Origin of the sequence: Caulobacter sp. S45, assembly GCF_009765965.1 — a bacterium.
In the GTDB taxonomy this organism is placed as follows: domain Bacteria; phylum Pseudomonadota; class Alphaproteobacteria; order Caulobacterales; family Caulobacteraceae; genus CAHJWH01.
Map to the genome: position 1 here is coordinate 110,948 of NZ_LMUL01000011.1, position 25,032 is coordinate 135,979.

The following is a 25,032-nucleotide window of genomic DNA, read 5'->3' on the forward strand; positions in this document are numbered from 1 at the left end:
AGCCATAACTGGTTGAACCGTTGGCTGGCGACGAGTTGGTTCCGTCGATTTGCGAATGGCTTGGAGGCGCCTGATATTGGGTATGGCCGGTCAATTCGTTCTGGTACATCCCGGTGCCTGGATCGAAGGTCCAAACCAGACCGCTGTCGTCGCGAAGCCGATACAACGAACGCTTCCTAACCGCCGCCGGGGCTACCGCAGCGAGCTTTTTCGCATGCGACGCGCCCACAACCTCGGTCAGGGCGTCTTCGTCTTCCGTGTCAGCCTTAGGCTTGGGTTGCACATGATAGCCATGCACGGAGGTACCATAGCCCGCAACGCTGATGGCTCCATAACCTGGGGCCTTCGGAATCGAGAGCGACGTAGGCGAAGCAGGATCGACCGCCCACGCCGGCGAAGAGCCGACCACCCCAGTTGAGAGGAGGAGGACCGCCACCCCGCTGGCCAGAAGTTGATTGAACCGAGGCATGCACCCTCACACGATATCGGCGCTTCTAGCGCAAACCACGATGCGGAGGTAGTGCGTTAGGCCATATGCCGCCGTAGGCTTCGCCAGCTGTCTCTCATTTTGGCAGGCGAACGGTTGCGCCATCGTTCGCGTCCGTGCCGGCGATCGGCGTTGTTCGGCTCTGGGTCGCCAAGGCGTCGATCGGCGACTCCGAGCTTGCGTGCGCCATGAGCGGCGCCAAGACGGACGCGGGCGGCGCTGAAATAGGCCTTTGACCAGCGCCTGGCTGACCGGTGCTGTCCAGCGCGCGTAGGACCGGCTCCCAGGGAAGAGCCCCCCGGTTTTTGACCACGTCGAAATTGGCGCTCGCATTGTACAATGGGACGTTGGTCAGCAGCTTGTTTGCTTGCAGTCCTCCTGTGGCGAGCAACACGCCCGCCGCATTGAGATAGGCGTCGTGCCGGGCGGCGATGAGTGAGAGCTGAGCATCGCGCAAGGTCTCTTCAGCGACCAGGGCGTCCAGCGTGCTGCGCAGGCCGGCGAGATACTCTTCCTGCATCCCGCTGGCCTCTATCTGCGCCGCATCGACCTGGGCCTTTTCGGCGTCGATATTGGCGGTGGACGTCAACATTCCATTCCAGGCGTTGGAGACCGCCTGCACGACACTACGGCGAGAGGCTTCAATGCTCACCCGGTCGCTGTTGTTCTGCTCCAGCGCCTGACGGATTAGCGAGCCGTTCATTCCCGAGGTGAAAAGCGGTTGGGTCAGCACCAGCTGGCCTGAAATGACCCGCTCATAGCTATTGCCTAGAAACGGATGAATGCCGCCAACCAGGCCAAGGGTCCCTTGGACGGACACGCTGGGTCGGTAGGCCGCCCGCGCCGCCCTGATCTGCTCACGTGACTTCTCTTCGGCGTAGATGGCCTGAAGGAGTTGTGGGTTGCCCTGCTCGGCAAGGTCGAACGCTTGGTCAACCGCCTTCGGCAGGCCGGGGAGGGGAGCCGGCTGGATCAGTGTGCCGGGGTTCTGGCCCACCACATCCGCATACTCGGCCCGACTCGCCTCAAGCTGTGCAGCAGCGGAATTCACGAGTGCGCGCTCCGCCTCCAGCTGCGCGCGGGCCTGAGCGACATCGGTGCGGGTCGCGTCTCCGCCCTTGAAGCGGGCGTCGGTTTCATCAAGCTGATGCTGAAAGACAGCAAATGCGCCTCTTCGCACCTTGAGGCTGTCGAAGTCGCGCACGGTGTCGACATAGGCCTGGATCACGGCGTAAAGGGTGTTCGCCTCCGCATACCGCAGGCTTTCGCGGCCGCTATCGATTCCGGCGCGCGCCGCTCGCAGGTTGGCGGATAGGCGACCACCCGAGTAGACCGACTGGGAGACCGTAACGCTGGCCTGACCTTGCTGAACGTCAGGAAAGAAGGTCCCGGTAAAGCTGCTGGTTGGTTCCTTAGTATACGAAGCGGCGAGGTTCGCGCTCGCCTGGGGTCCAAAGCCGGATCGCGCCTGAGTGTAGGTTTCGTCGAGCGCGCGCAGTTGCGCGCGTTGCGCTTGGAGCGTCGGATTGGACTGATAAGCCAGGGCGAGCGCATCGGCTAAGGTTTCGGCCCACCCCGGGCTCGGCCCGCCGCCAAGCATCAGGGCCGCAAAAACCAGAGCGCCCCTTGGAAGGTGGGTGAAACCCAACCGCATTCGCTTCGAATCCCCTCCGATAACTCGGCCCGCCGATCAGCCGAATCCACTAAGGTCACTTTGCAGAGTTGCCCAAGGGGAACAACCATCTGGCCGAACTTTGCATCGACCTGTCGCGGCGACGCTGCGGGATGAGATGTTAGCGAATCAATTTCTACCCTATCGGTTACAATGACGCGGCATCTCGTAGGTATGCAAGAGAGGCGTGCTGGCGCCTCCCCGTTCGCGTCGCCGCTGCGGTTTGCCGCCTGCAAGGCTATAGCGTTCGTGGGGAGCTCGCCGATCCGTCTTCTGATCCGACCTCTGCCAGTCCGGCGGTTTCGTCAGGAAACGGGGTCCCAAGGCGAGTGATGAGGTCACGACGGCCGGTCCAAATTGCGCGATCGAACCTGGACGAAATGGATCGCCGATTGCGGCGGGCATCTGTGGCCTCAGGCGAATGAGCCTAAAGGCTGGTCCTTGCAGGCGTGTCCAGGTGCACTTGAATCACACACTGCGTATGGCCCAGCAGCCGCACGGCGGAAAGCTTTCCCGTCACATAGGCTCCGGTATCGACGCCGATTCTACGACCCATGAGTTCGACGTCGGGGGCCGGCGTGTGACCATGCACAATCACCTTCCCCAGAATCTCACTGGACTCGAGGAAATCGCCCCGAATCCACAACATGTCGCGCTCGACCTGCTTGTTCAACGCGACGCTACAGCGGACGCCAGCATGAACGAAGAAATAGTCATCGATTGTGGCGCTGAGATCGAGATCTTCAAGAAAATAACGATGCGATCTCGGCATGCTCTTTTCCAAACAATCCCGCGTGGAAACCCACTCTTGCGCGGGACTTTCCTCAGAGGGATTGGTTAAGCCATACGACAACAAAGTCGCATTGCCCCCTCGCTTGGCCCATTTCGGGCCAAATGCTGGATCGGCAAGAAATTGATTGAGACCTTGTTCATGGTTGCCTTTGAGCGTGATGACCTTAAACTCGGAGCGATCTTGAAGGTGCGTCACGTAATCGAGCACACCCTTGGAATCAGGCCCGCGATCGATATAATCGCCCAGGAAAATCAGCGTCGCTTTTCCCCGGCGCTGCAGGCTCGTCGCGTCGACGCGGATTTTCTCGACGATCGCTTGCAGGAGATCCAGCCGCCCGTGAATGTCGCCGATAGCATAGACCAGACGCTTACTCCTGGGCCAATCGTGCCGAGGCGGTCGCGCTGCGCCCTGGCTGAGTTTCGCCCGACCCAATAGGATCATTGGGACCTCTGGGGCCTTTCCTTACCTATTGCGATCCTAGATCGCGTTGGATCCGAACGCTTCAGCGACCTGCTACGCGCCCGTCTGTCTGTGATAATAGCTGCCCCAGCATACGCCGGTTCCATGGTCGTAGTATACCCGCGTCGGTCGCATACGCCTGTGAAACCGACGGGCCCATTTGGGGAGAGGCGGCCCGAACCGACTCCATAGCAATAGGACCGCCCTACAGGCCAAGACGACCGCACCGAAGGCGGCTGCATTCCGAACCGGATGGTCATCCGTCAGCACCATTTTCAAGCCGAATGATAACCAGGCGCAACACAAGAGCCAAGGAGCCGCTCGATAGAGCTCACCAAAACGAGACAAATGATCCCCTCCTTGTACCGACACGCGTCCATCCAGGCAAATTTTGCGCCAAATAGCGCCTGGACCGAAGGCGGCCTCGCTGAGGGACACCGCGACGGTCGTTTCGGCCCCGGATCGGGCCGCGCCCCGCGGCGGAGCCGCCGGTTGAGCGTCGATCGACGAGCCAGTCGACGATCCGACCGCCTGCACGCTTGCAGATGTCGCTCGGAACTCGCACGAGCTTGAGTCATGAGCGACTGGTGGAGAGCCTGGTGTTTGGCCATGGAGATTCGGCGGATGAATAGAGCACGCCTCTCGATCCTGATCGCTGTCAGCCTGCTGGCGGCCGGCGCGCGGGCAGCCGAGGCGAAATCGTCGACCGCGGTAGCGTCGGAGCTCAGCTACCCTCCGATAGACGATCGAAACGCCGCGCGTCGCTGGATCGATCGCATCGACAGGTTTCCCGTCGCTCATATCGCGGCTCTACGCGACAGATACGCCATCGCCGTTGCATCCGCCCAGCCCGCTGAGGCGAGTCACCACTGGGAGGTGCAGCTATGGCTGGAGGCGTTGGCCCCGTCCTTCGCGACCAGTCTTGGCGGCCGCTCGGCTCAAATCGACTTGGATGTTCGCTGTGACCTAGTGCAAGCGCGACCCAAGTCGATGCGCCTTTATGAGGGAAAGGGCCAAACGGGCGCTTCCAGGGATTTGACCCTGACCCAGGCCTGGTTGCGCGCGGAAAGCGGGCCATACTTGGGCGCGGTGATCACCTACGTCTGTAAACACGATCGTCCGTCAAGCGCACCTGCCGTCCTTGCGCCAGCGGGCGTTGCAGCGGCCAGGGAAAAACCATCCGTCGCCCAGGGCCGGTACGAGGCTGCGCCTGATCCGAACAGAGATGCGGCGGACGCGCCGTTTGACGTTCAGCTCGGAGCCTACGCCTCGCAAGGGGCGCTCGACAGGGCTTGGGCTAGTTTAAGCGGACGCCGTCCAGCGTTGACCACTATGGTTCACCTGGGCGCCAGGGCGAACGTTGGCGGCCGCGTCGTGTGGCGCTTACTCGTGTCCGGCTTCCCCACGGCGGAAGCAGCCATAACATATTGCCAGGCTCTAAAGAAAAATAAGCTTGACTGTTTTGTCAGATCGAACCTTAATCAGTAGAGAGATCCCATCTTTTTAAAAGCGCCAAGCCAGATAAAGCTAAAGCCTAGGTAATCATCGACTCTATGGCTGCGGCCATAGCATCGGGTCCAAACCGGGATTGCTGAAGCCTGCGCGCGTTTTGCGCAAGTTGATGGCCTGAACCAGGATTGCGCGCGAGAGCGATGAGCGCATCGGCAAATTCGGGCATGGTGTCGCCGATTAAGAGGTCTTTACCTGGCTGTGCGCCGAGCCCTTCGGCGCCAATCGTTGTAGAGACCACAGCTCGACCATAGGCCATGGCTTCCAGGATTTTGATACGCGTCCCGCTGCCGAACAAGACCGGGGAGATGACAACGTCGCAATCCGCATAGTAAGGCTCAACGTCGGGAACGTTGGCGTGCAACTCGACGCCGGGCGCGTCGCAGGCGCTGCGAAGGCTTGGGGGCGGCGAAAGGCCGACGACACGCAGGACCGAGCCAGGATGGGCTCGAAGCAGGCGAGGCCAGGCGTGTTCCAGGAAAAGCATGAGGCCGTCGTGGTTGGCTCGGAAGTTAAGGTTGCCAACGAAAAGAACCCTAAATCGTTTCTCTGAAACGGAGTCGCTGAGGCAGGGCCGGTCGACGATGTTTGGGACGTGTATGGCGCGGCGCGATCCGAAGGATTTGAGAGCGTCAATATCGGAGTCGTTGGCGACGCTGACGCAATCCCATGTCCCGCAGATTTTACGCTCCGCCGCTTTAAGCCGCCCCACGTCCAAATGTTGGAGAAGCCGCCATTGTCGGCTCATTTCCAACTTCCTGCTTTCGAGCTCCCTAGCCCGGAAGTGAGACATGATGTCGTCGAAGTCGCAAACCTTCCGTTCCGCGTGCAGAAGTCCGCGAGCGAGCAGAGCGTCGACAACCCACGCGGACGGCAAGCGACCGGCGAACACAGTTGAGACATCGCGCACCGGCAATTGCGCGGCGATCGTTTTGTAATCCCGCTCACGCAAGCGTGGGGCGCCATGCGATCCGACGCGGAGGTAATCGAGCCAACCACTTTCGATCCGGTTCGGCAACATTGGGGCGCGACGTGCGACCGACGCGTAGTCGGGCAGGGCGATCTTTGTAACGCGCTCGCAAAATGGGGTGATCGAGGCGAGCGGCCATTCCCCCACGCCCAGGTCCGACTCCCGATAGATCAGGGCGAAGTGCACGCGATCGACCTGACAGAGAGCTTGTAGAAGATGCCAGGATCGTTGTGAGCCGCCATGTCCGTTAATGGCAGGCGGAATTCGCATCACACATAAAAGCATTGTCTGGCTCACATTTGGTTGCCGAGGCAAAACCATGAACGAAACTCAACCCAGAGCAATCATGGGTCTGATTAATCGCCTGACGCTTCCCAAGTCACCCGTTTTGGTGTTGAACGACTAAGGGCAGGCTTACCGGCGCTTGCCGCGCTTTAGTTCGGGATGGCCCTTCCCTAGCCACCAGATTTTTTCAAATCCGGCGTTTGAAATCCGCCTCACGTCTCTGAGCAGCGTGGAAACCATATAAGGCGTTGGCCCCCGAACCAACGCCATCCCCACGCTCTGCGCGGCATCTCCGATGTGGGTTTGCCTATTTTGAGGCGCCCGACTGCCTATGCCGTCGCAACGAGCCTTGTTGAGCAAAAAGCCTCGCCCTCGCCACATCTAAAGGTTAATGGTTCCACCTTCCAGGTCGGTCGGTGCATTGGACGATGGTGATTGGACTGTGGCAGCTTTACGCATTGTGTGCGCTGGCTTGGCTGTCGGGAACTCTCTTTGGCGTCGCCGCGCCGTGGCGGGCGTTGGGATGGGCGAGGGGCAGAACACTGTCCTCAGAGGGGTCTTCACCGGGGCGCAAGCGCCGGCGCGGCAGTTACCGGTCTTACGGAAGTTACCCCCGCGCCGCCCGTCCCATTGTGGATTACCTGACCCGTATGCGTCCAGCCTTGGTGGCGATGGGAGTCGCAGCCGTATTGGCGTATGCCGGCGATCTCGGCTTCTTTTGGCTTCAACATTCGCATCACGGCTCCTGACGCGATTGGAGACGCCCTGATCCGCATCTCTGGACGCAAGCCGAGGCGACGCGCGCTGGCTGTTCGAGACACGGTCTCTGGCGACACGCTAGAATGTTCAGCATTGATCCAGTTGATGTCGGATCTGGCCAAGCAGCCCTTAGAGTTCGATGACCCTTCGAGGGTCCAAGGGCGAGCCTAGGCAATTAGCTCTCAATCTGAGCCCGGATAATGAAACCAACCGTTCAGGGTGAAACGGGCGGTCTCTGGGTCGGCGCTCGCGGTTTTGACGGGCTCGACTTCGTGGAGCGTTTCGCTGGGAAAGAAAACGATGCTGTTCTGCTGAGGTAGAATACGAGTGAACCCTGTGTGCGAAAATGTTGCGCCGTCTTGTCGATCGTAGAGAACCAACGCACCTCCCGAAAACCTTTTAGGGGGAACGTGGAAATAATATACGAAGCTTATAGCTCGGCCCCTATAGATTTCGTCGGTGTTGTTATCGACGTGGGGCTTGAAGAACGCCCCGTCTCCGTGGCAGGTCGCTTGAAACTCATATTTCTTCAGATCGTCGCGGTCAAATCCAAGAGTTTGCGCCACCTTGTGTTGCTTAAAGTACGCTTTCACCTCGGGCATTAATAGAGTGCGTAACTCCTCAACATCCGTGAGGACAGTGGAAATGCGACTTGTGGCTTCTACGCCGGAATAATCCCGATTGTAGATGGCTGAGGAGACTGCGCCTGACAGTCCCTTTTGCGTCAAGGCGATGATTTGCGCCAAGATCGCATCGTTGACAAACTCGCTCACGCGCACAAAACGCGACGGGCCGCCCTCAAGTCCAGTCGGTTTCTGCCGGAGTTCTCCGCCAAGAACGGTCGCCAACTCCGCGATATAGGGGTTCTGAATCGCCGGAGGATCCAATTCAAGAAAGCGCCCGAGGACCGCTCTCGCTTCAGCGATGGCGCCTGCGCGCCGGCAGATCTCGGCCAACTCCCGAAAGGCGACCGCATGGCCGGCGGGCTTGCTCAGCGCAGACTGAGCGAGCTTTGCTGCGCCCTCAAAGGAAATGTCGAGCGTCATCATCGCGCGTCCCACAAGACCACCTATTCTCCTAGCTAGCAATTAATCGAGCCGAGGTCGGATGCAATCACCACCGCATACATCCTAGGGGCGAGCCCTTGGGCCGAGTGTTGGGTCGTTTCGATCTGTTCGAGATCACAACGGAGGCCTTAGCCTTCCGGTCTATCCGTTTCCAATCTCGACGGCTTTGGAGGCCTATCGGACAGGCGAAGCGAAAGGCGAGAGACGTGTCGCCAAATTGCGCCCCGGCGATCTGCGATTTCCAGTTCCGCTCCACTTTATACCCGATGTCCTCGGCCCGGAACTGTGCGCCCGACGTGTCGCAGATCACCAACGTAGCTAGGCCATGCCGTTGGTTGTGGAACGGCGGCCCGAGAATGGCCTGGAACGCGGCGTGGATAGAAGTTTTAAATCGAGGGAAGACAACGAGCTAACGAACCCGGCGCTGATCGACGGAATCGTCGATCGAATTAGCCGCCAGATTGGGCCGGAGCCGTGGCGGGCGTTCAAATATCGGCCCATCCGGATCAGGCGATTTTCTTATCGGGTGCTAGACAGCGGAAATCACGGCCACTACTGGCCGCACCTCGACGATAGCCGGCCGTCGACAGCGCACCGACGGTTCGCCATCTCGATCGATCTGGACGACGCCTTTAGCGGCGGTGAGCTTACCTTTCCAGAGTTCGCCACCATACGCTATCGGTTGGCTGCCGAAGCGGCGCTGGTATTTTCCTGCAGCCATGCGCCATGGCGTGCTGCCGGTCACCGCCGGACCACGCTAAGCATTTCTTCCGTTGTGTACGATGAAGAGGCGCTGGACGTGCATCGAACGGATCACCCCACGCAGCCTGATGGCGTCCGTATCCCCGACCATCCAAAGGCAATCGGTTTAGGGCGCTGCATTCTGCTCTGAGCAGGGCTGAGAGCGGTCTTGATTGGCGGACAGAACTGGTTGAGGGCCGCAGCGCGCGCGTCACCGGCGAAGCACGAGCCACGCTCCCAGACCCATCAAGGCCCACGGCGCGCTGGCGCAGATCCCAATGACCACGACCCGTCGGCCGAGCGACCACCGTTCGATTACTGGATCCGGGACCAAGGCCGTGTCAAGCTGCCTTTGTAAGTCCCGCGCCGGCGAGGGCCGCGGCGCCGATTGAACGTCCGCGAGGGAGGGCTGGACGAGCGGATTAGCGACCCGATCTGCTTTTGGCTCGGCCCTGACGCAGTTTTGCTGAGCGCTCATTGTACCCTCTTCGAGGTTAAGAATACCAGGGCAGGGTAAGGGTTATGTTGATGCGGAGGGTTAATACCGATTTATGACATGCGGTTCGCCGACAACATCAGCTCTCATCTCCAGAGGAGGCGCTCTGATCGGTTGGATGGAGTCGACCTCAAAGGAAGGCCCCAGCTTAGCGATTGGGCCCTGCCGCCCTCGCTCGCCGCTCCAGAGGGAGGCTTTTAACGCGACCTCGACTTGGACATGCATGACCGAGCTGAAAAGGGTTGGCGAAATCGCTGGCGATTTTGGGCCGACGCGAAGTGCGGTGGCGCAAACTCGGCGATCGGGGCCGGGGGGGCAGCCCGAAAACAAGAACCTCGTCCCTTAGGGAAGGGTTTTCCGACTCTCGCGCGATGCAACCTGCAAAGACGGTCCCTCCCAACCAGCGAAGGCCGCTGGCGGCTGAAGGATCCGGGTCCAAAATCCCATCGACCAGCCAAGGTGCATGGTGATCGCAGCGACGCCAGACAGGGCCATGGGGAACGAACGTTCGCGGACAGCGAGTGCGACGCCAAACCCCAGACAGCCAATGACCCAGAGGGCTGCAGGAAGCGCCGCGAGCCCTGACACCGATGAGAACGCCGCCAGACACACCGACGGCGCCACAGCCACGGGCAGGATTTGACGGAGTTTCGGCCTTACACGGTGACGTCGTAAGGTTTTGGCGCGTCCCTGGCCATAGCGATAGTACTGCTTGAATAGCCGCCTCAGAGATTGACGGGGGTGATAGGTGATCGCCAGGGGATCGGCGAGCCAGATACGACCGCCGCGCTGCATTATCCGGACATCGAGTTCAGCGTCTTCGTTAGCGGGAAAGCCTTCGTCGTACCCGCCAGCGCCGACAAACGCGTCTAGACGGAAAAGGGCGTGGTGACCGTGGTCCACCCAGCCGCCGCCGCTGAGCCGCCTGTGGGCGGCTCCCCCTGTCCCAAGCACGGAGTTTTGCGCGACAGCGACCGCCGCCTGAAACACGCCACGCCCTTGGGTGATCATCGGCACCACCACTGAATCTGCATCGGTCGCCAGACCGGTCTCGATGAGCGCGGAGATGTATCGCTCCGGATAACCGGCGTGGGCGTCGATCCGGATAAGCCAGGTCTTGCCCGCTCCATGGGTCCGGACCGCTAAGTTGACGCCAGCGCTCTGGGTTCTACGCGGATTTTCGAGCAACGCCACGCGGGGATGCTCGACGCTTAAAGCGCGAACAATGGCTCGGCTCTCGTCGGTGCTTCCCCCGTCGGCGACCACGATCCGCGCCTCCTGTGCGGCGGGATCCTTCAACAGGCTGCTCAGGAGCGATTGGAGATGAGCCTCCTCATTTAGGCACGGAATGACGACGAGCGCGTCCGACCCACCCAGTCCGATCGTTGCAAGGGTCAATCGGTGCTCCCGTTCAGTGCGTCGACCAAGTTAACGCAATCCCTCCGATCGGCGACAAACAACGCAGCCGGCAAACCGCGCACGGCTTGGCTCAACGCTTCAAAGGCGGAGGGCGTCAAATCCTTGAAGAACTGGAAAAGGTCGGTCGCTGGGTTTTCCAGAACGACGCCTATCCCATGTTCGCGAAGCCAGGCTGCGACCTGCACCGAGGCGAGGGCGAAGGGGACAGCACCGAATGCGCCGCCCTCATACAGTCTGTTTGGCAATAGCCAGGAGGAATTTTGTCCCTCTTCATAGTAATCGAGCAGCCAGCTAAAATGGACATCGCCATAGTGGGACGGAAGATCTCCAGCGGAGTAAGGCCCGAAAAAGCTAATATAATCATTTCGAGAGATGCGCTCGTCGAAATCGGGGATGATGTCGTAGGCTGGCCGCCCCCTTATGATCACCTCGACGTCGCCCTCCAGCCGATTGACTAAATCGATTAGCAAATCGAGGCTTTTGCGACAGCGTATGACACCGAACCAGCCAATCCGCCAAGGCATCCTAGGGGCGGACGTCGTCAGAGCCGGTGTCCGCCCGTCCAACAACAGCACCTTGTTCTCAACGAGGTAGTCCGGCAGTTCTGTGTGTTGAATGGCCCTGAAATATTCAGCTAAAAAAGCAGGTGAACTTACAACCAAAAGATTGCATGCCTTAAGAAGGTATCGCTCCAATAACCTGATCGCCCCGCCCTTCACACCCCCGGACAACATGACGCGATGTATGTCGAGACACTCATAGATCAACCGTTGTTCAACGCTAGGACTGGACAGCGCCATTGCCCGACGTGCGATGGCCAGCATTTCCAGATTTCGAGCCATTAAAATACTAGCGGATTGAAAGTGCCGCCTTCGACCTCTGAGGCCGAGAAGTTGCGTGGCGACCGATATGATACGTGACCCCAATTTCGAATTGAAGGTACGTCCGAGATCGACGCAGCTTGCACCGTCTAGAAGCAGGACCGGCTCAGCGGTTCGACGGAAACCTAAAACCACAACCTGGCCGCCTCCCGCCCTCAGCATTCGCACGCGCCGGAGCACCGCAGGATCGGCTAAATCGTGAACGAAATAAGCGATCGGCGCCGGCTTGGTCGGGGCCAGGGGCTGGCTTTCTGGCCGCGGGTCGGCACTTCGCCCATCGACGGACTCCATCATCGCGATGGACCGCTTTCCAGGCTCCTCGGTCGGATCAAAGGTTCGTACGCGCCGGTAGGAGAGCTATGGCCAAATCGGTGCATTTTCGGTGTCTCCCGCCCGTAGGACTGTGTCTCGCAGACCGGAAGGATTTCGCAAGCGCATCATGCGGCCTTAGTCGCCACTCAAAACATCTGGAAGATCGTTGGGATGGGGTTTCGGCGGTAAGGCGCGCCGCATGGCGTACGTGGCGGATAGTCCACTGAGGGCCCCTAGGCTCTTCACGACCGCGTCATGCCAATGCGCATCTCGCCCGGGCGCTAAAACCTGCGCCGCCTCAAGCATGATCGCGGCGAAAACCATGGCGACGGCGGTGCGGTAGGGCGACTTGGCGAACCCGATGGCGAAACAGACCCCCGCTAGAAAAAAAGCGCCGAATCGTTCCAGATCAGGGCGCCCCGTGTGAGGGCGATAGTGCAAAGGTCCAAGCGTCGCGAAGCCGATCAAGGCCGTGAGGATCCCTCCGATGAGCAAAGCCCAACCCCGCATCACTCCCTGTGGACTGGAAGCTTGGCGATGGTCAAGCTCACAGCGTCGTTTGCTTGCTAGCGATGTCCGTCGTCGCACGGCTGACCAGGCCCACTAAATCCATCGACCACGTCGCCTCGGGAGAGCCACGCGCCGCGCGTTGCGATGAGCGCCAGATGTTGGCAAATCCAAAACGCCCGAGTCTCCGCCGTTCGACCGGTCTCGGGGGAAAACATGGCGGCGTCGGCGAAGGCGGTTTTCGCGCAAACGAGCGCCCCCGATCCAACACCTGGCGTCGGGGGGTTAGCGGCGGTCCGACCGCGCCTGCTTCGTTGGACACGTCTGGAGGCACCCGAGGGATCGGCGCCGGCTCCATTCCTGACCCCATTCCAATCACGCCTGGTCGTAAAAACTTCGGGGATAGATCGCCGTGACCACCCCGCTGTGCCCAGACCATCGCAGCACACCGATCGTCCCAGTCGAGGGCGCAGCGCCAGCGCGTCCAGCCCTGTGGTGAGTTCGCCTCAGCATTGAGGTTCGGGCTTAGAGATTAGAACAACCCCACGCTTCACTTCGCCTGCCCGCCGTCCTTCTCATCGGATCGTATTTCCTCGTAATAACTTCCCCAACATATCCCACTGTCCGGGTCATAGATGGCGCGCCGCCTTGGAGGTAGGAGGTGGGCGCGGCGGAGAAGCTTACGGAGGGGGCGGCCAGCACCAGAGTTCAGATAAAGATCAAATCCTCGAGCGGCAACAGCAAGCGCGACGAAGCATAAAAACGTTCTGACCGGCGCACCAGCAGATCGAGATATGAAAGCGCCTACACCCAGCCACGCGATATAAGCGAATCGCTTGAACGTGCTCTGGGGAAAGATCGCCAAAATCGAGAACATACCTTGGTATTTCAACTCCACAGGCCGCCCGCGCGCTGCCTCGGGCTGATGCGACCGAAAACGGTGCGCTAGCAACGCGAACGTCGCATTTACACCTTAGGCTATGGCCCAAACCGCTATCGTGCCGTTAACGCGGATTTTTATCCAAAAAATGGCGAGCGGATCGATGTCATAGCGCGCCGCCGGCGAGGGCCTCGTCCGATCGTCCAGCTGGCCAGCCCGCGGCTGACCCGCCCGAATCGATCCAATTTCGTGAGATAAACTATAGCGAAGTCTAGGATTTCTACAGCATGCCCGAAGGGAAAATCAATATGAACCCTTTCGCAGCAAGACTGCGGGAACGGTTGCTATTAAGATAGCGATATATACCTTGAAACTATATGATCTTGAGAAGGCGACGTCCAAAGCAACGCGGCGTCGATAGGATACGTCGTTTCGGCCATTGACCTGCCAGAGCCCAGTTATGCCAGGCCGTACGGAGCAATATTCTTTGAAATAGCGTCGATAACGCCATACCTCGCTGACGACGATTGGGCGGGGCCCGACAAGGGTCATTTCGCCGCGAAGAACATTTATCAGCTGAGGAATCTCATCCAGGCTGGATTTCCTCAGGAAGGACCCAAGCCGTGTGATTCTGGGATCGCACTTCAGCTTATGATCTCGATCCCATTCACATCGAGCGGCGGGATCCGTTGCGAGAAGGATCTTGAGTCGAGCCTCTGCATGGATCGCCATGCTGCGAAACTTGAGGCAGCGGAACATTCGACCCCCGCGGCCGATACGCGCCTGGAAATAGAGGGCCGGCCCTCCATCCTCAACCCATATCCCCACCGCGATTGCCACCATTAGCGGCGCAAGGAAAAGCAGCGCTATGGTCGCTAAGATCAAATCCGCTACGCGCGCCGCCGAGATGCCGCCGGGATTTGCGGTTGGGACGCTAACCGAATTCACAGTAAAGCGGGCGACCGTATCGAGCGCATCCACCATGATTTGCCCCTTGCTCACCCCAAATCCTAGCATGGCGGAGAGGCGCGGACCACGCTTTTTTGCAGCGCAACATCGCATGTGCGAACAAAGAAATAGCCGTGCGCTAAGGACGAGCTATCGCCCAGAGGCCTGATCGGAATACCTATAGGCGCGGATATAGGCGATTGTCATGACAGAGGGGAATGGCGTGGTGGCGTCGGGATTCTTCGGCCAGTAGCCGCCGACAGCGAGGTTGGCGAGCATATACATCGGCACATTCATGTCCGACGGTGTCGGAAATTCCGCGACTGGCTGCCGGTCGACATACCAGCGAATGGTTTGGTGGTTCCAGGCCACCCCATAAAGGTGGAAACCGCTCGCAGCGCCTTGAACCTTGACGGGAAAGCTATGGAACTTGGGAACGCCATTCTCGCGATAATGCGGCGTCGCGTAGATCGTCCCCGGGTCGTTTCCCAACATTTCCATAACGTCGAGTTCTGGCGGCCAGCCGCCGCCGCTTGGCAACAGCCAGAACGCCGGCCAAAGACCTCGGCCGGCAGGGAGCTTGGCTTTCATTTCGAAGTAGCCATAGAGCTGGTGAAATGACTGACGGGTGGTGATGAGGCCAGAGGTGTAGGGAAGGCCCCATACCGAAGGCTTAGCCTGTTCCGGTGTTCGGTCGGCGGTGATGTCAAGCTGACCACCGTGCACCGAAAATGGGCTTATACCGAGAGGAGTCGTTCCACCTCCGGTAAAGTTGGGGTCGACGTAGACCTGCTGCTCCCCATTGGAGGGGAGAGTGCGGCTTGCTCGCGCATTTGCGTCGCCGTACCCGAAGTTCGTCTGCCACTTTCCTGGGTTAAAGGGGCGTGCGTCAAATCCCTGAAAATCACTGGAGAAAGAGAGCGTTAGCGACTCAGGCTCGGACGGAAGATGGATCGTGCGCTCTTGGGAATTCGAAGCGACGCCGTCCTTGGCGCTAGCGGCTGGGCGGGCGACCATTACCGCGATGCAGGCCAGAATCAAGGCGCAAGCTGGGCGAACCAAGGACGTCGATGGGCGCATCGGAGGCCTTCTTGCTATGCGGAGACGTGAGATGAACGGGCGACACGTCGCGACATCCGATCGCGAACGGTCTGAGCGAGGATATAGGAGATGGAGCGGGGTCGGTTTAGCATGTGAAGCACCGCCCGGGTCATCCCTTGCCGTTGGCGAGTGGAAAGCACCTCGCGAAGATCGATTCGCTGGCGGATGCTGGCGGCATGCGCGCGCACAGCAATCCGGTCGTCCCGCGTCAAGCCAGACAAATTCGCCAGGTTAAGATCAGCCTGCAGCAGCGCCTTTAGATCGTCTATGCCGTGCCGTCCGCTCAACGAGGAGGGGCGCTCCACAGCGACATATCCGCAGGCGGTGACCAACTTCATTCTCGCTCCAGCTGCGAGGGCCGAGGCGTATAAGATATAATCTTCCCCAAGTCGGAGCGAGGGGTCGTATCGAAGGCCATGCCCCTCCAAAAAGGATCGGCTCATCAGCGGCTTCAAAAATCCCAATTCGCGACGTTCTCGACCAGGCTTAGAGATATTGCCGACTACAAAATGCGAAAAGCTGAGGGCAACATCTAGATTTTCATTGTCAAAAAGATGGCCGAAAACTTTGTCGGGCGAGGACGCTAGCGAGAAGGCCAGATCGTCACCCAGTAAATCGCAATCATGCCAATGCTCGAGCATTTTTGCGAGACGGCCCTCTCGCATGTAATCGTCGGCGTCCAGAACGCAGACGACCGGCGAGCGACTCTTCGACATGGCAAAGTTGCGAGCGGCCGCTGGCCCTTGATTCTGCTCAAACCGATGAACGCTCAAACGACCACCGACGTCGGCGACATCGAGCGCGAGACGGGCAGTGGCGTCTTGGGACCCGTCATCAACCACGACGACCTCTGCGGCTTCCGGTTGAGCCAACGCAGAGCTAACGGCCCGCTGTATAGTATCCCTGGCGTCTTTAGCCGCAATAATGACACAGACGGGATTGGACGAAGCCGGAGAGCTCATAGCGACGCTCCTAACAATAAGACGCTGCTCTGAGGGCTGCGCATTTGGAGCTTGCGGTGAGATCGATCACGTGATGCATCCTGACTTTCGCCGTTCTACGCCGGCTGTGGCATAAGGCATTTGCGCTGAGTAGTCACCTAGCGGCCGGCGCACGATTTCCCGCGCTAGCGTGAAATCCATATCCAAGGCAGAAGGATCCAGACTTGCCTACGATCAGCGTCCTTATCGCGGCGTATAACGCAGAGGGGTTTTTGCACCGGGCCGTGGAGTCGGCTGTGGGCCAAACGCATCCTCCGCTAGAGGTGATCATCGTCGACGACGCCTCCACGGACGCCACGCTCGAGACCGCTCGCCTGCTCGCCCAGCGTCACGCCTGCGTACGCATCGTCGCCCTTAGCGAAAATGGCGGCCCCGCAAAGGCGCGCAACGCCGGATTGGATGTCGCGCTGGGCGACTGGGTCGCCATTCTAGATGCGGACGACGCCTTTGTCGCCAACCGGCTGGAGACTCTAAATCGCAACATGGGGGCCACGGACGTCGATATCGTCGCCGATAATTTCCGTTTTTTTGACCCCGCCTCCGATTGGACGAGCGGTCCTGCCTTAGTCGACGAGCGAGAAACCTTTTTGATTGATCGCTACAACTTTGTAGACCATGCCCGACCCTATAACCCCCAACCCGACTGGGGCTTATTAAAGCCAATATTTCGCCGAGAGTTCCTTAACACGCACAATTTGCGATACCCGGTGGAGTCTCGACACGGAGAAGATTTTCTCTTTATCGTGTCGGCGCTGCTCCTGGGCGCGCGTTACCAATTTTTCCGTAACCCTGGATATTTATACACGATCCGAACGTCTGGCATGAGCCGCACGCGACTGAATTACCAGGCCCAGGTCGACCAGAGCGTCGCATTGCTTTCCCTTGCCGAGGTGAGAGGCGACGCGCGAATGCAGCGCTTGCTAAGACGGCGGATTTCCGCAGTCAGGCGCCTTGCGGTCGAAAGGCGCTTGGACGACATCGTGAGCGGCGGGGAGCCCGGGCAGCTCGCGCGCGCTTTCCTAAACGCCAACATGTGGCGGCCCCTTTCCAAGCGGGCCCTGACGAAGACCCGCAGTGCGGTGCGAAAGTGGCGTAGTTCGCGCCAGGTCCGTCCGGGTTCCGACGTTCCCACTGAAGAGGCCGAAAAACGGCCTTGAGCCGACGCTTGACCCGCCCCCAGAGAGGGGCGGCTCTAGGCCACAACCTTAAGCGCGCCAAGCCAAGCGAACGCTCATGAAAATGTCGGTTTGCGCTCGCGGACCGCTTACAGACACAATGCACCTGTTAATTCGAGCCCGGCTCATGTAGAGCACGGCCGGCCATTGAGGACGAGTGAAGCGATGCGGGTGACTGTCGTCGGAGCAGGGTATGTCGGCCTTGTATCTAGTGCATGCTTTGCAGATTTTGGCCATGAGGTCACATGCATCGACAACGACCCTCATAAAATTGATCGCCTAAAAGCGGGGCAAATGCCGATTTTCGAACCGGGGTTAGACCAGCTTGTGGCCACAAATGTTCGCGAACAGCGACTGGTGTTTGGCACTAACCTCGGCGAGGCGGTGAGCAGTGCAGATGCAGTCTTTGTCGCCGTCGGGACCCCCTCGCGCCGAGGAGATGGGCACGCCGATCTGACTTATGTTTACGCCGCAGCCGAAGAAATTGCGAAGTCTATTTCCGGATTCACAGTCATCGTCATGAAGTCGACTGTTCCAGTAGGCACAGGCGATGAAGTCGAAGCAATTTTCGGCCAACGCCACTCTGCAGAAACGTTCGCTGTCGTGTCGAACCCGGAGTTCCTGCGCGAAGGGGCGGCCATCAACGACTTCAAGCGGCCGGATCGTGTCGTTGTCGGAACTGACAACGACAAGGCCAAGGCGATCATGAGAGAGTTATATCGCCCTCTTTATCTGAACGAAACGCCGATTGTCTTCACATCACGACGGACGTCAGAGCTGATAAAGTATGCGGCCAACGGTTTCTTGGCGATGAAGATTACTTTTATTAATGAAATCGCAGATCTCTGCGAAGCAGTAGGCGCAGATGTTCAGCATGTTGCGAAAGGTATCGGCCTCGACGGACGGATAGGGTCCAAATTCCTGCATGCCGGCCCTGGCTATGGAGGGTCATGCTTTCCCAAAGACACCAAGGCGCTGGCCCGGACGGCGGTGGATGCTGGCGTGCCGTTCAAACTGATTGAGACAACCATCGACGTCAACGATAGGCGCAAGACCGCGATGGCGGAGAAGGTCACCCAAGCGCTGGGCGGGGAGGTGAGCGGCAAGCGTATCTGCGTGCTCGGGCTCACCTTCAAGCCCAACACCGATGATATGAGAGATGCCCCGTCCCTAACTATCATTCCCGCGCTCCAGGCCGCGGGCGCAGAGATTTCCGCGTTCGACCCGGAGGGGATCGAGGAGGCGCAGCGAGTTTTGACCGGGGTCAGGTTTGCGTCAGGCGCTTATGATGCTGCGGAAGCCACGGACGCGATCGTTATCGCCACCGAGTGGGATCAGTTCAGAGCCTTGGATTTCACTCGCCTGAAAGGGGTGATGCGCTCGCCAGTTATGGTGGATTTGCGCAACATCTACCGTCCGGAGGACATGCGCTCGCTTGGTTTCACCTATTCGAGCATAGGCCGGAGCTGATAGCGGCTCCGTCGCCCCGACAGCGCCAAAGGCGTCGCTTGTGGGCGAGCGCTCGCTGCGCGCCTCGCCTCGAACGACGGCCAGCGCGCCTGAGGGCTGCGTTTCGCGGGCGGAGTAGGGGCCCCCTTATAGGACGGCCGAGTGATTCAGGTCTTCTTGGGCAACCAACGCCGTATCGGTGCGGGGAGCGCGCCCGCAAATCGGGCCTGGAATTCCTGTCCAACCTCAGGCGCAGCCAAAAGCACAAAGGCGGCATAGGTTGGGGGACTGACCAAGCCAATAACGGCGACCGTCAGAAACCAATTTCCGGAGAAAAACGGGAGCTTCGCAGCAATTATGCCGACTCCCACGCTTAGGCAAGACAGACCGAGCGGTTTCAAATACAGCATCATAACTTTCGCTAACGAGACCCCCGATTTGGAGAAAACAGTATAAACGAATACTGGCTGTGTAACTCCATAGAACGTCGCGACCGCAATCGCAACGCCGTATCCACCAAAGAAAATAGCGGCAGGTATTACTAAGCAAAAGAATATTGGCACCTGGATGGCGCAGTACTTCAAGGTTAGGTGAAACTTCCCCTGAGCAGCAAGCAGCGATCCCGCGATCCATGACATGCCGTCAAGTGCGATGCCGATGCTCAAAATTTGGATTAAAGGGATGGCGGGCAGCCACTTGGTGTGAAACATGCCTCTTAGGATCGGATCCGCGGTAGCTGCTTCAAGCAGCGCGATCGGAAAAATGCAGTAAGATAAAAGCTTGGCCGCCTTCAACGCGGCTTCTCCCTGCCGCCGGGGGTCCGATCTCAACTGGGTGAGAGCAGGAAAGATAACCTGATTAAAGTTGCCCGCCAAAATCCAAACAGGCTGCGCCGCCAGGCGAAAAGCGAAATAGTACTGACCGAGCGCCACTCGGGTGACAACTAGACCTAAGACAAAATAATCGCCCTGGTTAATAAATCCAATTAATATCGTGGTGAGGGAAGTCGACACGCTCCTCCCGAAGAGAAACTTCCACTTCTTTATTCGCGGATTAAGATTAAGTCCTCTGCCGGCGACTCGCCAGTAGACGATGGCTCGGATAATAGCGATTATGGGAGGGGGAAGGACAAAGCTGTATGCGCCATATCCCCGCCAGGCAAGAAAGATCGTTAAGGCGGTTTGGAAGGTCAACTCTGCGGAACCGTATCCGGCGATAAAGCCGAAGCGCATTCGCGACCTCAAGATAATCCCGGGGACGCTGGACAACGCCCCAAGCGGCATCGCGACGGCCACAAGCGCGAGCAGACTCACCAACTGGGGCGCCCGGTATAAGATTGCGGCCGCGGGCGATATCGCGAGCACCAAGCTCGCGGTGATGAGCGATAAGGTCAAGCTTATTCCAAAGGCAGCCCCCATCCAAAAGCGCATTCGTTCGTGGCGCTGCAGGACGACGTTGTCGACCCCGAAGCTCACAAGTGTCGCGGTCAGGGCCGTCACGGTGTTAGCCAAACCGATAAGGCCGAAATCCGCCGGCTGCAAAAGCAGCGCGAGGGCAAACTGGCTCACTACGCTCAACGCACGCGCAACCCCGTTCTGAGCCAGGGCGTAGATCAATCCGTGAAGCGCGCGGCGGCCGAGGTTTCCGTGTTGAGCGTTTGGCGGGCGTTTTGTGTTCAGGTCCATGGGACTCGCAAATGGCTTTCGAGTTGCAGGCCCTGGCGGTCGCCAAGTTGGAAGGATGAGAGCCGGATTCGCGAGCCGTTTAGCCTTTCCTGTTCAAGGTGCAAACCCGTCTTTTGGCCCAACCCCGAGGCAGAGTGACGTTTACACGCCCGCGCGCCTAAGCGATGCGCCAACGCTGAGCTCTACAGCAGATCTCGGCGGACCGAAAAAGACAAATGAACCGCGTGCAAGTCTGGGGCCATCACCCGAGACGAGAGCGGATTGAGCTTGTCACATGTCATCTGGAACAAAAGCGAACGCCTCCGCAGGCGCCGCTGTGCGCCTTAGGGCCCCTGATCGAAGGTCAGGGTGTGGCCGCTTTTCTGACGTTGACGGGAGTGATCGTAAGCGCGTTGATTCTTTTCGCGGAAGGATATGTCATATTGACGTTTAACGTCGGCATCTTGCGGCGCTTTCCTCACCGGGCAAACCGCGAGCGCCTTGTCAACCGTTTGCCGGTTTGACAAAAGCTGGTCAAAATCAATTTCGGCCTCCGAGGATCACGTCCATTGAAGATCTTGATGGCGAGCGCCCAAGCCTATCTTCCCCAGGCCTCAGGGGGTGCGCAGTCCAGCACACACGAGTTATCGGTGGAGCTCATCCAGCGGGGACACGAGGTGGCTGTCATATCCAGCCTCGCGGGAAATGGATGGCTCGGGGTAAGAGACCGGGTGCTGCTGAAGATTGGGGGGAGGCGCGCGGTGCGCGACGACATAATGGGCTATCCGGCTTACCGAGCCTGGGCCGCGTCAACTGCAGCGAAAGAGGTCGTCCGGCGGGTTCAGCCCGATGTCGCTGTTGTCCCGACCTTCAAGGGCGTACCGCTGGCAGCCGCGTTGCTGGAAGCCGGCGTTCCGGTCGTGATCTATCTGAGAGACGTCGAATTCCACGAACTTGGGGGCGAACTCGCGGACCTGCGAGGAGTGCGCTTCTTAGCCAATTCTGGGTTCACAGCTCGCCGCTACCGAGAGCAGTATGGCGTGAACGCCACCGTTGTTCCCCCTTTCTTTAAAGCCGATCTTTATAAGACGTCGACTTCGGGCCGCTATGTCACGTTCGTAAATCCCCATCGTAATAAAGGGGTCGAAATCGCGCTACAGCTCGCCGAACGCTGTCCCGATATTCCATTTTGTTTCGTAGAGGGTTGGAAACTGCCTGAGGCTGATGATCGGTGGCTTAGGCAGCGGCTCAAAGAAGTCCCCAATGTCTCGGTCAAGCCGCGGACGCCGCGAATGGCGGAGATCTATGCAGAGACCAAAATCCTGCTTGCCCCGAGCCAGTGGGAGGAGGCGTGGGGAAGGGTGGTCTCGGAGGCGCATTTCAGCGGCATCCCAACCCTGGCGACTCGGATAGGCGGATTGCCAGAATCGGTGGGATTGGGAGGGGTCCTCATTGAAAGGGATGCACCCATAGAGGCGTGGGTGAACGAGTTGCGCCGGCTTTGGGATGACCCTCAAGCCTATAAGAGGGCTTCTGCGGCCGCAATCCAGTACTCGCTCAGAGATGAGATCGACCGCGACAAGCAGGTCAATGGCGTGCTGGGGGTGCTCGAAGAGGCGGTCGTCGCTCGGGCGGGCTTGAACTAGCGATCAAGGACGACTGACGCCTGCTCGTCGATCCCACCCTCGGCGCGGTCGATCCGGGCGCGCCCGTGGGGTATCTGATCGATTGGGACGGCGAAAGCCCTAACGTAGCGGTGAACCCCTCGGGACTTCCATCGACCCCTCACTCTTCCCCCCTCGTCGGCTGCAGGGCGCGCGCCCCAGATGACCCAGCCGAGCAACCAGGGCTTTCTCGCGCCTGGTGGGCGCGTGAGCGCACAGCAGTGTACCGTCCAGTGTTAGCAACTAGACTTGCTGAAAAACGTTCATTTGAGAACCAGGTGTTGGTGGTCCGGCGGCAAGACTCCTCGAAGTACGTACTGGGCGCCATTCTGAGAGAGATGTTGCTGATCAAAATAGAAAGGCAATCTCCCGTCGCTAAAGCGGCAACCCGACTGGTTGCAAAGCTTTTCAGAAAGAGAAACATATCTTACTCCAGGCACCGCCCGCGCGGAGCGTTCGACAATCTGGTCCATCGGGGCCGTGGCCGGCGTGACCCAAACGCTAGCCGCAGACCCACCTTGCGTTGCGAAGGACGGGGACATGATGTGCTGCAGCTGCTGTCGGAGTGGCATGAGGTCGGTAATGGTCTGTCGCACCGGGTCGAACTTGAAGCGGGGAACATCTCCAAAGACGACCACAGACTTCCCCGCTTTTAGGAAGGCGCGTTCGGTCGTTTCGAGGGTGTTGGTCAGGACCACGCCACTGGCGAGGCGGGGTACGTTTGGATCCACATCGATGTAGGCGTCGCTTGGCGTTTCGGACGCTGCGGCCCAGTAGCCCGTAAGGAAAACGGTCTTGATCCACGGGTCGGCGAGGACAGCGGCGATGGCTTGACGATTGTATGAGGCGCATTGCTGCGCGTGGCCAGGATGATTGGGCATCGCGCGTGTCGCTCCAAGCAGGGGCGGACACGATGATTTGGTGAACTCAATGAAGCCAAGACCTGCGTGCTGGGCAGCCTGGCGCAACCCGGAGCCCAGCGCGGCGGCGTGGCTGTCGCCGATCAACGCCACACGAGGGCGAGCGTCGACGGAAGCGCAAGCGGCGGACCGGTCCAGCCGAGCGTCGCCGTAGCCGGCAAGACAGTTTCCGCGGCCTCTGGCGACCAGATCCTCCACGGCGGCCACCTGCGGGGTCATGCGGTGTGGTAAGCCGTGGGTGAGCTTCAAACCAAAGGGGACAAGCAGGCTGACCGCAAGGGCGAATGCATATCGCACCAGCGCCTTGCGGTTAGGCATGGCGGCGATGCGGAACGGCCGCTCAATGAACCGCCAGGATAGATAGGCCAGGACAAACGAGAGGAGGGCGATAAGACCCAGCGTCAGGCTAGAGGGGGCTCCGGCCGAGCAGATCCAGGCGTAAGCCATAAGCGGCCAATGCCAAAGATACCACGAGTAGGAGACTAGACCGACGCCAACCAACGGTCGCGCCGACAAGACGCGACGGTTGACGAAGCTACGCTCCGACGCGATTAGGCCGGCCGCGCCAAGCGCGGGCAAGGCGGCGGCCACGCCCGGAAAGGGCGTTTGTTCGTTGAAAATGATCACAGACAGCAGCAGGCACGCCAGGCTGCACGTCCCGATCACCTCGGCGCGCGCGCCGCTGAAACGCGGTCCACCGTCAATTTGCCAGATGGCCAGCAAGGCTCCGATCCCGAGCTCCCACGCCCGGCTTGGCAACAAATAAAATGCAGCGACGGGTGCTTTGAGAAGCATTATCTCCGAAAGCCCGAAGGAGACGACGGTGAGGCCCGCCATTACCGGCAGTGTCGCCTTTGGAACGAAGCGCCTCATGAGTAGCAGAAGAACCGGAAAAAAAAGGTAGAATTGCTCTTCGATTCCGAGTGACCAAGTCATCAAAAATGTATCGAGATGGGCGTCGGGAGAAAAGTAATCCGTACGCAGCCAGAAATGAATATTTGAAACGCCCAGCAACGCATAAGCCACGCTTCCGCTGGAGCGGCGTAGCTCATCGGGGCTTAGAAGCGCGCATCCCAACGCGCAGGTGACTACGCTGACCGCGATCAACGCCGGCAGTATGCGCCTGGCTCGCCGAGCATAGAATGTAACGAACCGAAAAGTCTGTGCCCAGGTCTCTCGGTAGACGATCCCACCGATCAGGTATCCAGAAATAACAAAGAAGATATCGACACCGACAAAGCCGGAATGGAAGGGTTGCAGGCCTGCGTGAAAGAGAACGACTGAAATGACGGCGACGGCCCTGAGGCCGTCGATGTCGGCGCGATAACGGGGGGAGGCCTCGCGTTCGACTACGTCCACGGATCGCGCATCATCGAGCGCTTGGTCCATCACTTAACCCTCGTCACCTGTCGGGTACTGCGCCGGGGGTTCCACCCCCGGCGAAAGCGCCAACGCGCCAGTTGGCTCCCACACTTCGTCGCGAACTGCAAATCGTTCCCCGCTCCCATCCTATATCGCGTATGGTTTGCAAATTGGAGCGTCCGAATCGCCAGTTGCCGTCGCGGACATAGCCCTTCGGCTGGCACGCTATAGCTGACGAGCTCGACGGCTCGAAATGGGAGGGTGCCGAACGACCCCGGAGGCGCGCCTCTGGCTCCTCGCAGGAGCGGGTGTCACGCCAAAGCCATCGCCCGTGATGTTCGATTTCAGCGGCGCCGTCCGCCAATCTGCGACCGGGAGCGCGCCTCACCACCACCCCAAGGGAGGCCGCCATCGTCTTCCGATCGGAAATGGACCGGCTAGTCATTCGTGAACCAACCTTAATCCGGCGTGCCTTAGGGGAGGTCCGATCTTGATTTTTCCGACTGAGGAG

Annotated in this window: 17 protein-coding genes; 5 read left to right on the forward strand and 12 right to left on the reverse strand. The window is 59.5% G+C overall.

What is annotated here, in order from left to right; translation table 11 throughout:
* Positions 1-563 precede the first annotated feature (563 nt).
* Together GSQ87_RS06805 and GSQ87_RS06810 are read right to left on the reverse strand one after the other, a co-directional pair.
* Entirely contained in the window at positions 564-2,141 is a 1,578-nt protein-coding gene (locus GSQ87_RS06805) for a TolC family outer membrane protein (RefSeq protein ID WP_158914609.1), read from the reverse strand.
* Between the two features lie 445 nt (positions 2,142-2,586).
* Positions 2,587-3,393, reverse strand: a complete 807-nt coding sequence (locus tag GSQ87_RS06810) for a metallophosphoesterase family protein (RefSeq protein ID WP_158914611.1) — start codon at positions 3,391-3,393, stop codon at positions 2,587-2,589.
* A 642-nt stretch (positions 3,394-4,035) separates the two neighbouring features.
* Between GSQ87_RS06810 and GSQ87_RS06815 the strand changes: the two genes are divergently transcribed.
* Positions 4,036-4,899: an SPOR domain-containing protein gene (locus tag GSQ87_RS06815; protein ID WP_158914613.1), complete on the forward strand. Its 864-nt coding sequence runs from the start codon at positions 4,036-4,038 to the stop codon at positions 4,897-4,899.
* 46 nt (positions 4,900-4,945) lie between these two features.
* On the opposite strand, the gene GSQ87_RS06820 is transcribed toward GSQ87_RS06815, so the two are convergent.
* Complete coding sequence (locus GSQ87_RS06820) at positions 4,946-6,175, reverse strand: glycosyltransferase (protein WP_158914615.1); 1,230 nt, start codon at positions 6,173-6,175, stop codon at positions 4,946-4,948.
* Between the two features lie 941 nt (positions 6,176-7,116).
* A complete protein-coding gene (locus GSQ87_RS06825; protein ID WP_158914617.1) occupies positions 7,117-7,983 on the reverse strand; it encodes a 2OG-Fe(II) oxygenase in 867 nt (288 codons plus the stop codon).
* 343 nt (positions 7,984-8,326) lie between these two features.
* Here GSQ87_RS06825 and GSQ87_RS06830 point away from each other — a divergent pair, with 343 nt between their 5' ends.
* Complete coding sequence (locus GSQ87_RS06830) at positions 8,327-8,893, forward strand: hypothetical protein (protein WP_158914619.1); 567 nt, start codon at positions 8,327-8,329, stop codon at positions 8,891-8,893.
* Positions 8,894-9,580: 687 nt separating this feature from the next.
* Here GSQ87_RS06830 and GSQ87_RS06835 read toward each other — a convergent pair.
* The 6 genes from GSQ87_RS06835 to GSQ87_RS06860 all read right to left on the reverse strand — a co-directional run bounded on the left by GSQ87_RS06835 (position 9,581) and on the right by GSQ87_RS06860 (position 16,248).
* Complete coding sequence (locus GSQ87_RS06835; RefSeq protein WP_174241408.1) at positions 9,581-10,636, reverse strand: glycosyltransferase family 2 protein; 1,056 nt, start codon at positions 10,634-10,636, stop codon at positions 9,581-9,583.
* Positions 10,633-11,481 (reverse strand): glycosyl transferase family 1, encoded by an 849-nt coding sequence (locus GSQ87_RS06840; protein ID WP_158914621.1) that lies wholly within the window; start codon positions 11,479-11,481, stop codon positions 10,633-10,635. Before GSQ87_RS06840 ends, GSQ87_RS06835 begins: the two co-directional genes overlap by 4 nt.
* Before the next feature lie 504 nt (positions 11,482-11,985).
* Positions 11,986-12,318 carry a VanZ family protein gene (locus GSQ87_RS06845; RefSeq protein WP_158914623.1) on the reverse strand — a complete coding sequence of 111 codons (333 nt, stop codon included), beginning with the start codon at positions 12,316-12,318 and terminating at the stop codon, positions 11,986-11,988.
* A 1,222-nt stretch (positions 12,319-13,540) separates the two neighbouring features.
* Positions 13,541-14,239, reverse strand: a complete 699-nt coding sequence (locus GSQ87_RS06850) for a sugar transferase (protein ID WP_254062788.1) — start codon at positions 14,237-14,239, stop codon at positions 13,541-13,543.
* Positions 14,240-14,335: 96 nt separating this feature from the next.
* Positions 14,336-15,265, reverse strand: coding sequence for a glycoside hydrolase family 16 protein (locus tag GSQ87_RS06855; RefSeq protein WP_158914625.1), 930 nt, complete (start codon positions 15,263-15,265; stop codon positions 14,336-14,338).
* Positions 15,266-15,279: 14 nt separating this feature from the next.
* Positions 15,280-16,248 carry a glycosyltransferase family 2 protein gene (locus GSQ87_RS06860; RefSeq protein ID WP_158914627.1) on the reverse strand — a complete coding sequence of 323 codons (969 nt, stop codon included), beginning with the start codon at positions 16,246-16,248 and terminating at the stop codon, positions 15,280-15,282.
* Positions 16,249-16,451: 203 nt separating this feature from the next.
* On the opposite strand from GSQ87_RS06860, the gene GSQ87_RS06865 reads away from it, so the two are divergent.
* Both GSQ87_RS06865 and GSQ87_RS06870 read left to right on the forward strand, forming a co-directional pair.
* Entirely contained in the window at positions 16,452-17,444 is a 993-nt protein-coding gene (locus GSQ87_RS06865; protein ID WP_158914629.1) for a glycosyltransferase family 2 protein, read from the forward strand.
* A gap of 183 nt (positions 17,445-17,627) precedes the next feature.
* The gene (locus GSQ87_RS06870; RefSeq protein ID WP_158914631.1) at positions 17,628-18,932 is read left to right on the forward strand and encodes a UDP-glucose/GDP-mannose dehydrogenase family protein; all 1,305 of its coding nucleotides are present in this window, start codon (positions 17,628-17,630) and stop codon (positions 18,930-18,932) included.
* A 146-nt stretch (positions 18,933-19,078) separates the two neighbouring features.
* On the opposite strand, the gene GSQ87_RS06875 is transcribed toward GSQ87_RS06870, so the two are convergent.
* Positions 19,079-20,596 (reverse strand): oligosaccharide flippase family protein, encoded by a 1,518-nt coding sequence (locus GSQ87_RS06875; protein ID WP_158914633.1) that lies wholly within the window; start codon positions 20,594-20,596, stop codon positions 19,079-19,081.
* 548 nt (positions 20,597-21,144) lie between these two features.
* Between GSQ87_RS06875 and GSQ87_RS06880 the strand changes: the two genes are divergently transcribed.
* On the forward strand, positions 21,145-22,221 hold the full coding sequence (locus GSQ87_RS06880) for a glycosyltransferase (RefSeq protein ID WP_158914635.1): 1,077 nt from the start codon (positions 21,145-21,147) through the stop codon (positions 22,219-22,221).
* A 281-nt stretch (positions 22,222-22,502) separates the two neighbouring features.
* Here the strand turns inward: GSQ87_RS06880 and GSQ87_RS06885 are convergent, their stop codons facing one another.
* Positions 22,503-24,548, reverse strand: a complete 2,046-nt coding sequence (locus GSQ87_RS06885) for an acyltransferase family protein (protein WP_158914637.1) — start codon at positions 24,546-24,548, stop codon at positions 22,503-22,505.
* Positions 24,549-25,032 lie beyond the last annotated feature (484 nt).

Coding starts and splice junctions, on each gene's coding strand:
- GSQ87_RS06805 (WP_158914609.1), bottom strand. CDS start 2,141: ATGCGGTTGGGTTTCACCCACCTTCCAAGGGGCGCTCTGGTTTTTGCG.
- GSQ87_RS06810 (WP_158914611.1), bottom strand. CDS start 3,393: ATGATCCTATTGGGTCGGGCGAAACTCAGCCAGGGCGCAGCGCGACCG.
- GSQ87_RS06815 (WP_158914613.1), top strand. CDS start 4,036: ATGAATAGAGCACGCCTCTCGATCCTGATCGCTGTCAGCCTGCTGGCG.
- GSQ87_RS06820 (WP_158914615.1), bottom strand. CDS start 6,175: ATGCTTTTATGTGTGATGCGAATTCCGCCTGCCATTAACGGACATGGC.
- GSQ87_RS06825 (WP_158914617.1), bottom strand. CDS start 7,983: ATGATGACGCTCGACATTTCCTTTGAGGGCGCAGCAAAGCTCGCTCAG.
- GSQ87_RS06830 (WP_158914619.1), top strand. CDS start 8,327: ATGCCGTTGGTTGTGGAACGGCGGCCCGAGAATGGCCTGGAACGCGGC.
- GSQ87_RS06840 (WP_158914621.1), bottom strand. CDS start 11,481: ATGCTGGCCATCGCACGTCGGGCAATGGCGCTGTCCAGTCCTAGCGTT.
- GSQ87_RS06855 (WP_158914625.1), bottom strand. CDS start 15,265: ATGCGCCCATCGACGTCCTTGGTTCGCCCAGCTTGCGCCTTGATTCTG.
- GSQ87_RS06860 (WP_158914627.1), bottom strand. CDS start 16,248: ATGAGCTCTCCGGCTTCGTCCAATCCCGTCTGTGTCATTATTGCGGCT.
- GSQ87_RS06870 (WP_158914631.1), top strand. CDS start 17,628: ATGCGGGTGACTGTCGTCGGAGCAGGGTATGTCGGCCTTGTATCTAGT.
- GSQ87_RS06875 (WP_158914633.1), bottom strand. CDS start 20,596: ATGGACCTGAACACAAAACGCCCGCCAAACGCTCAACACGGAAACCTC.
- GSQ87_RS06885 (WP_158914637.1), bottom strand. CDS start 24,548: ATGGACCAAGCGCTCGATGATGCGCGATCCGTGGACGTAGTCGAACGC.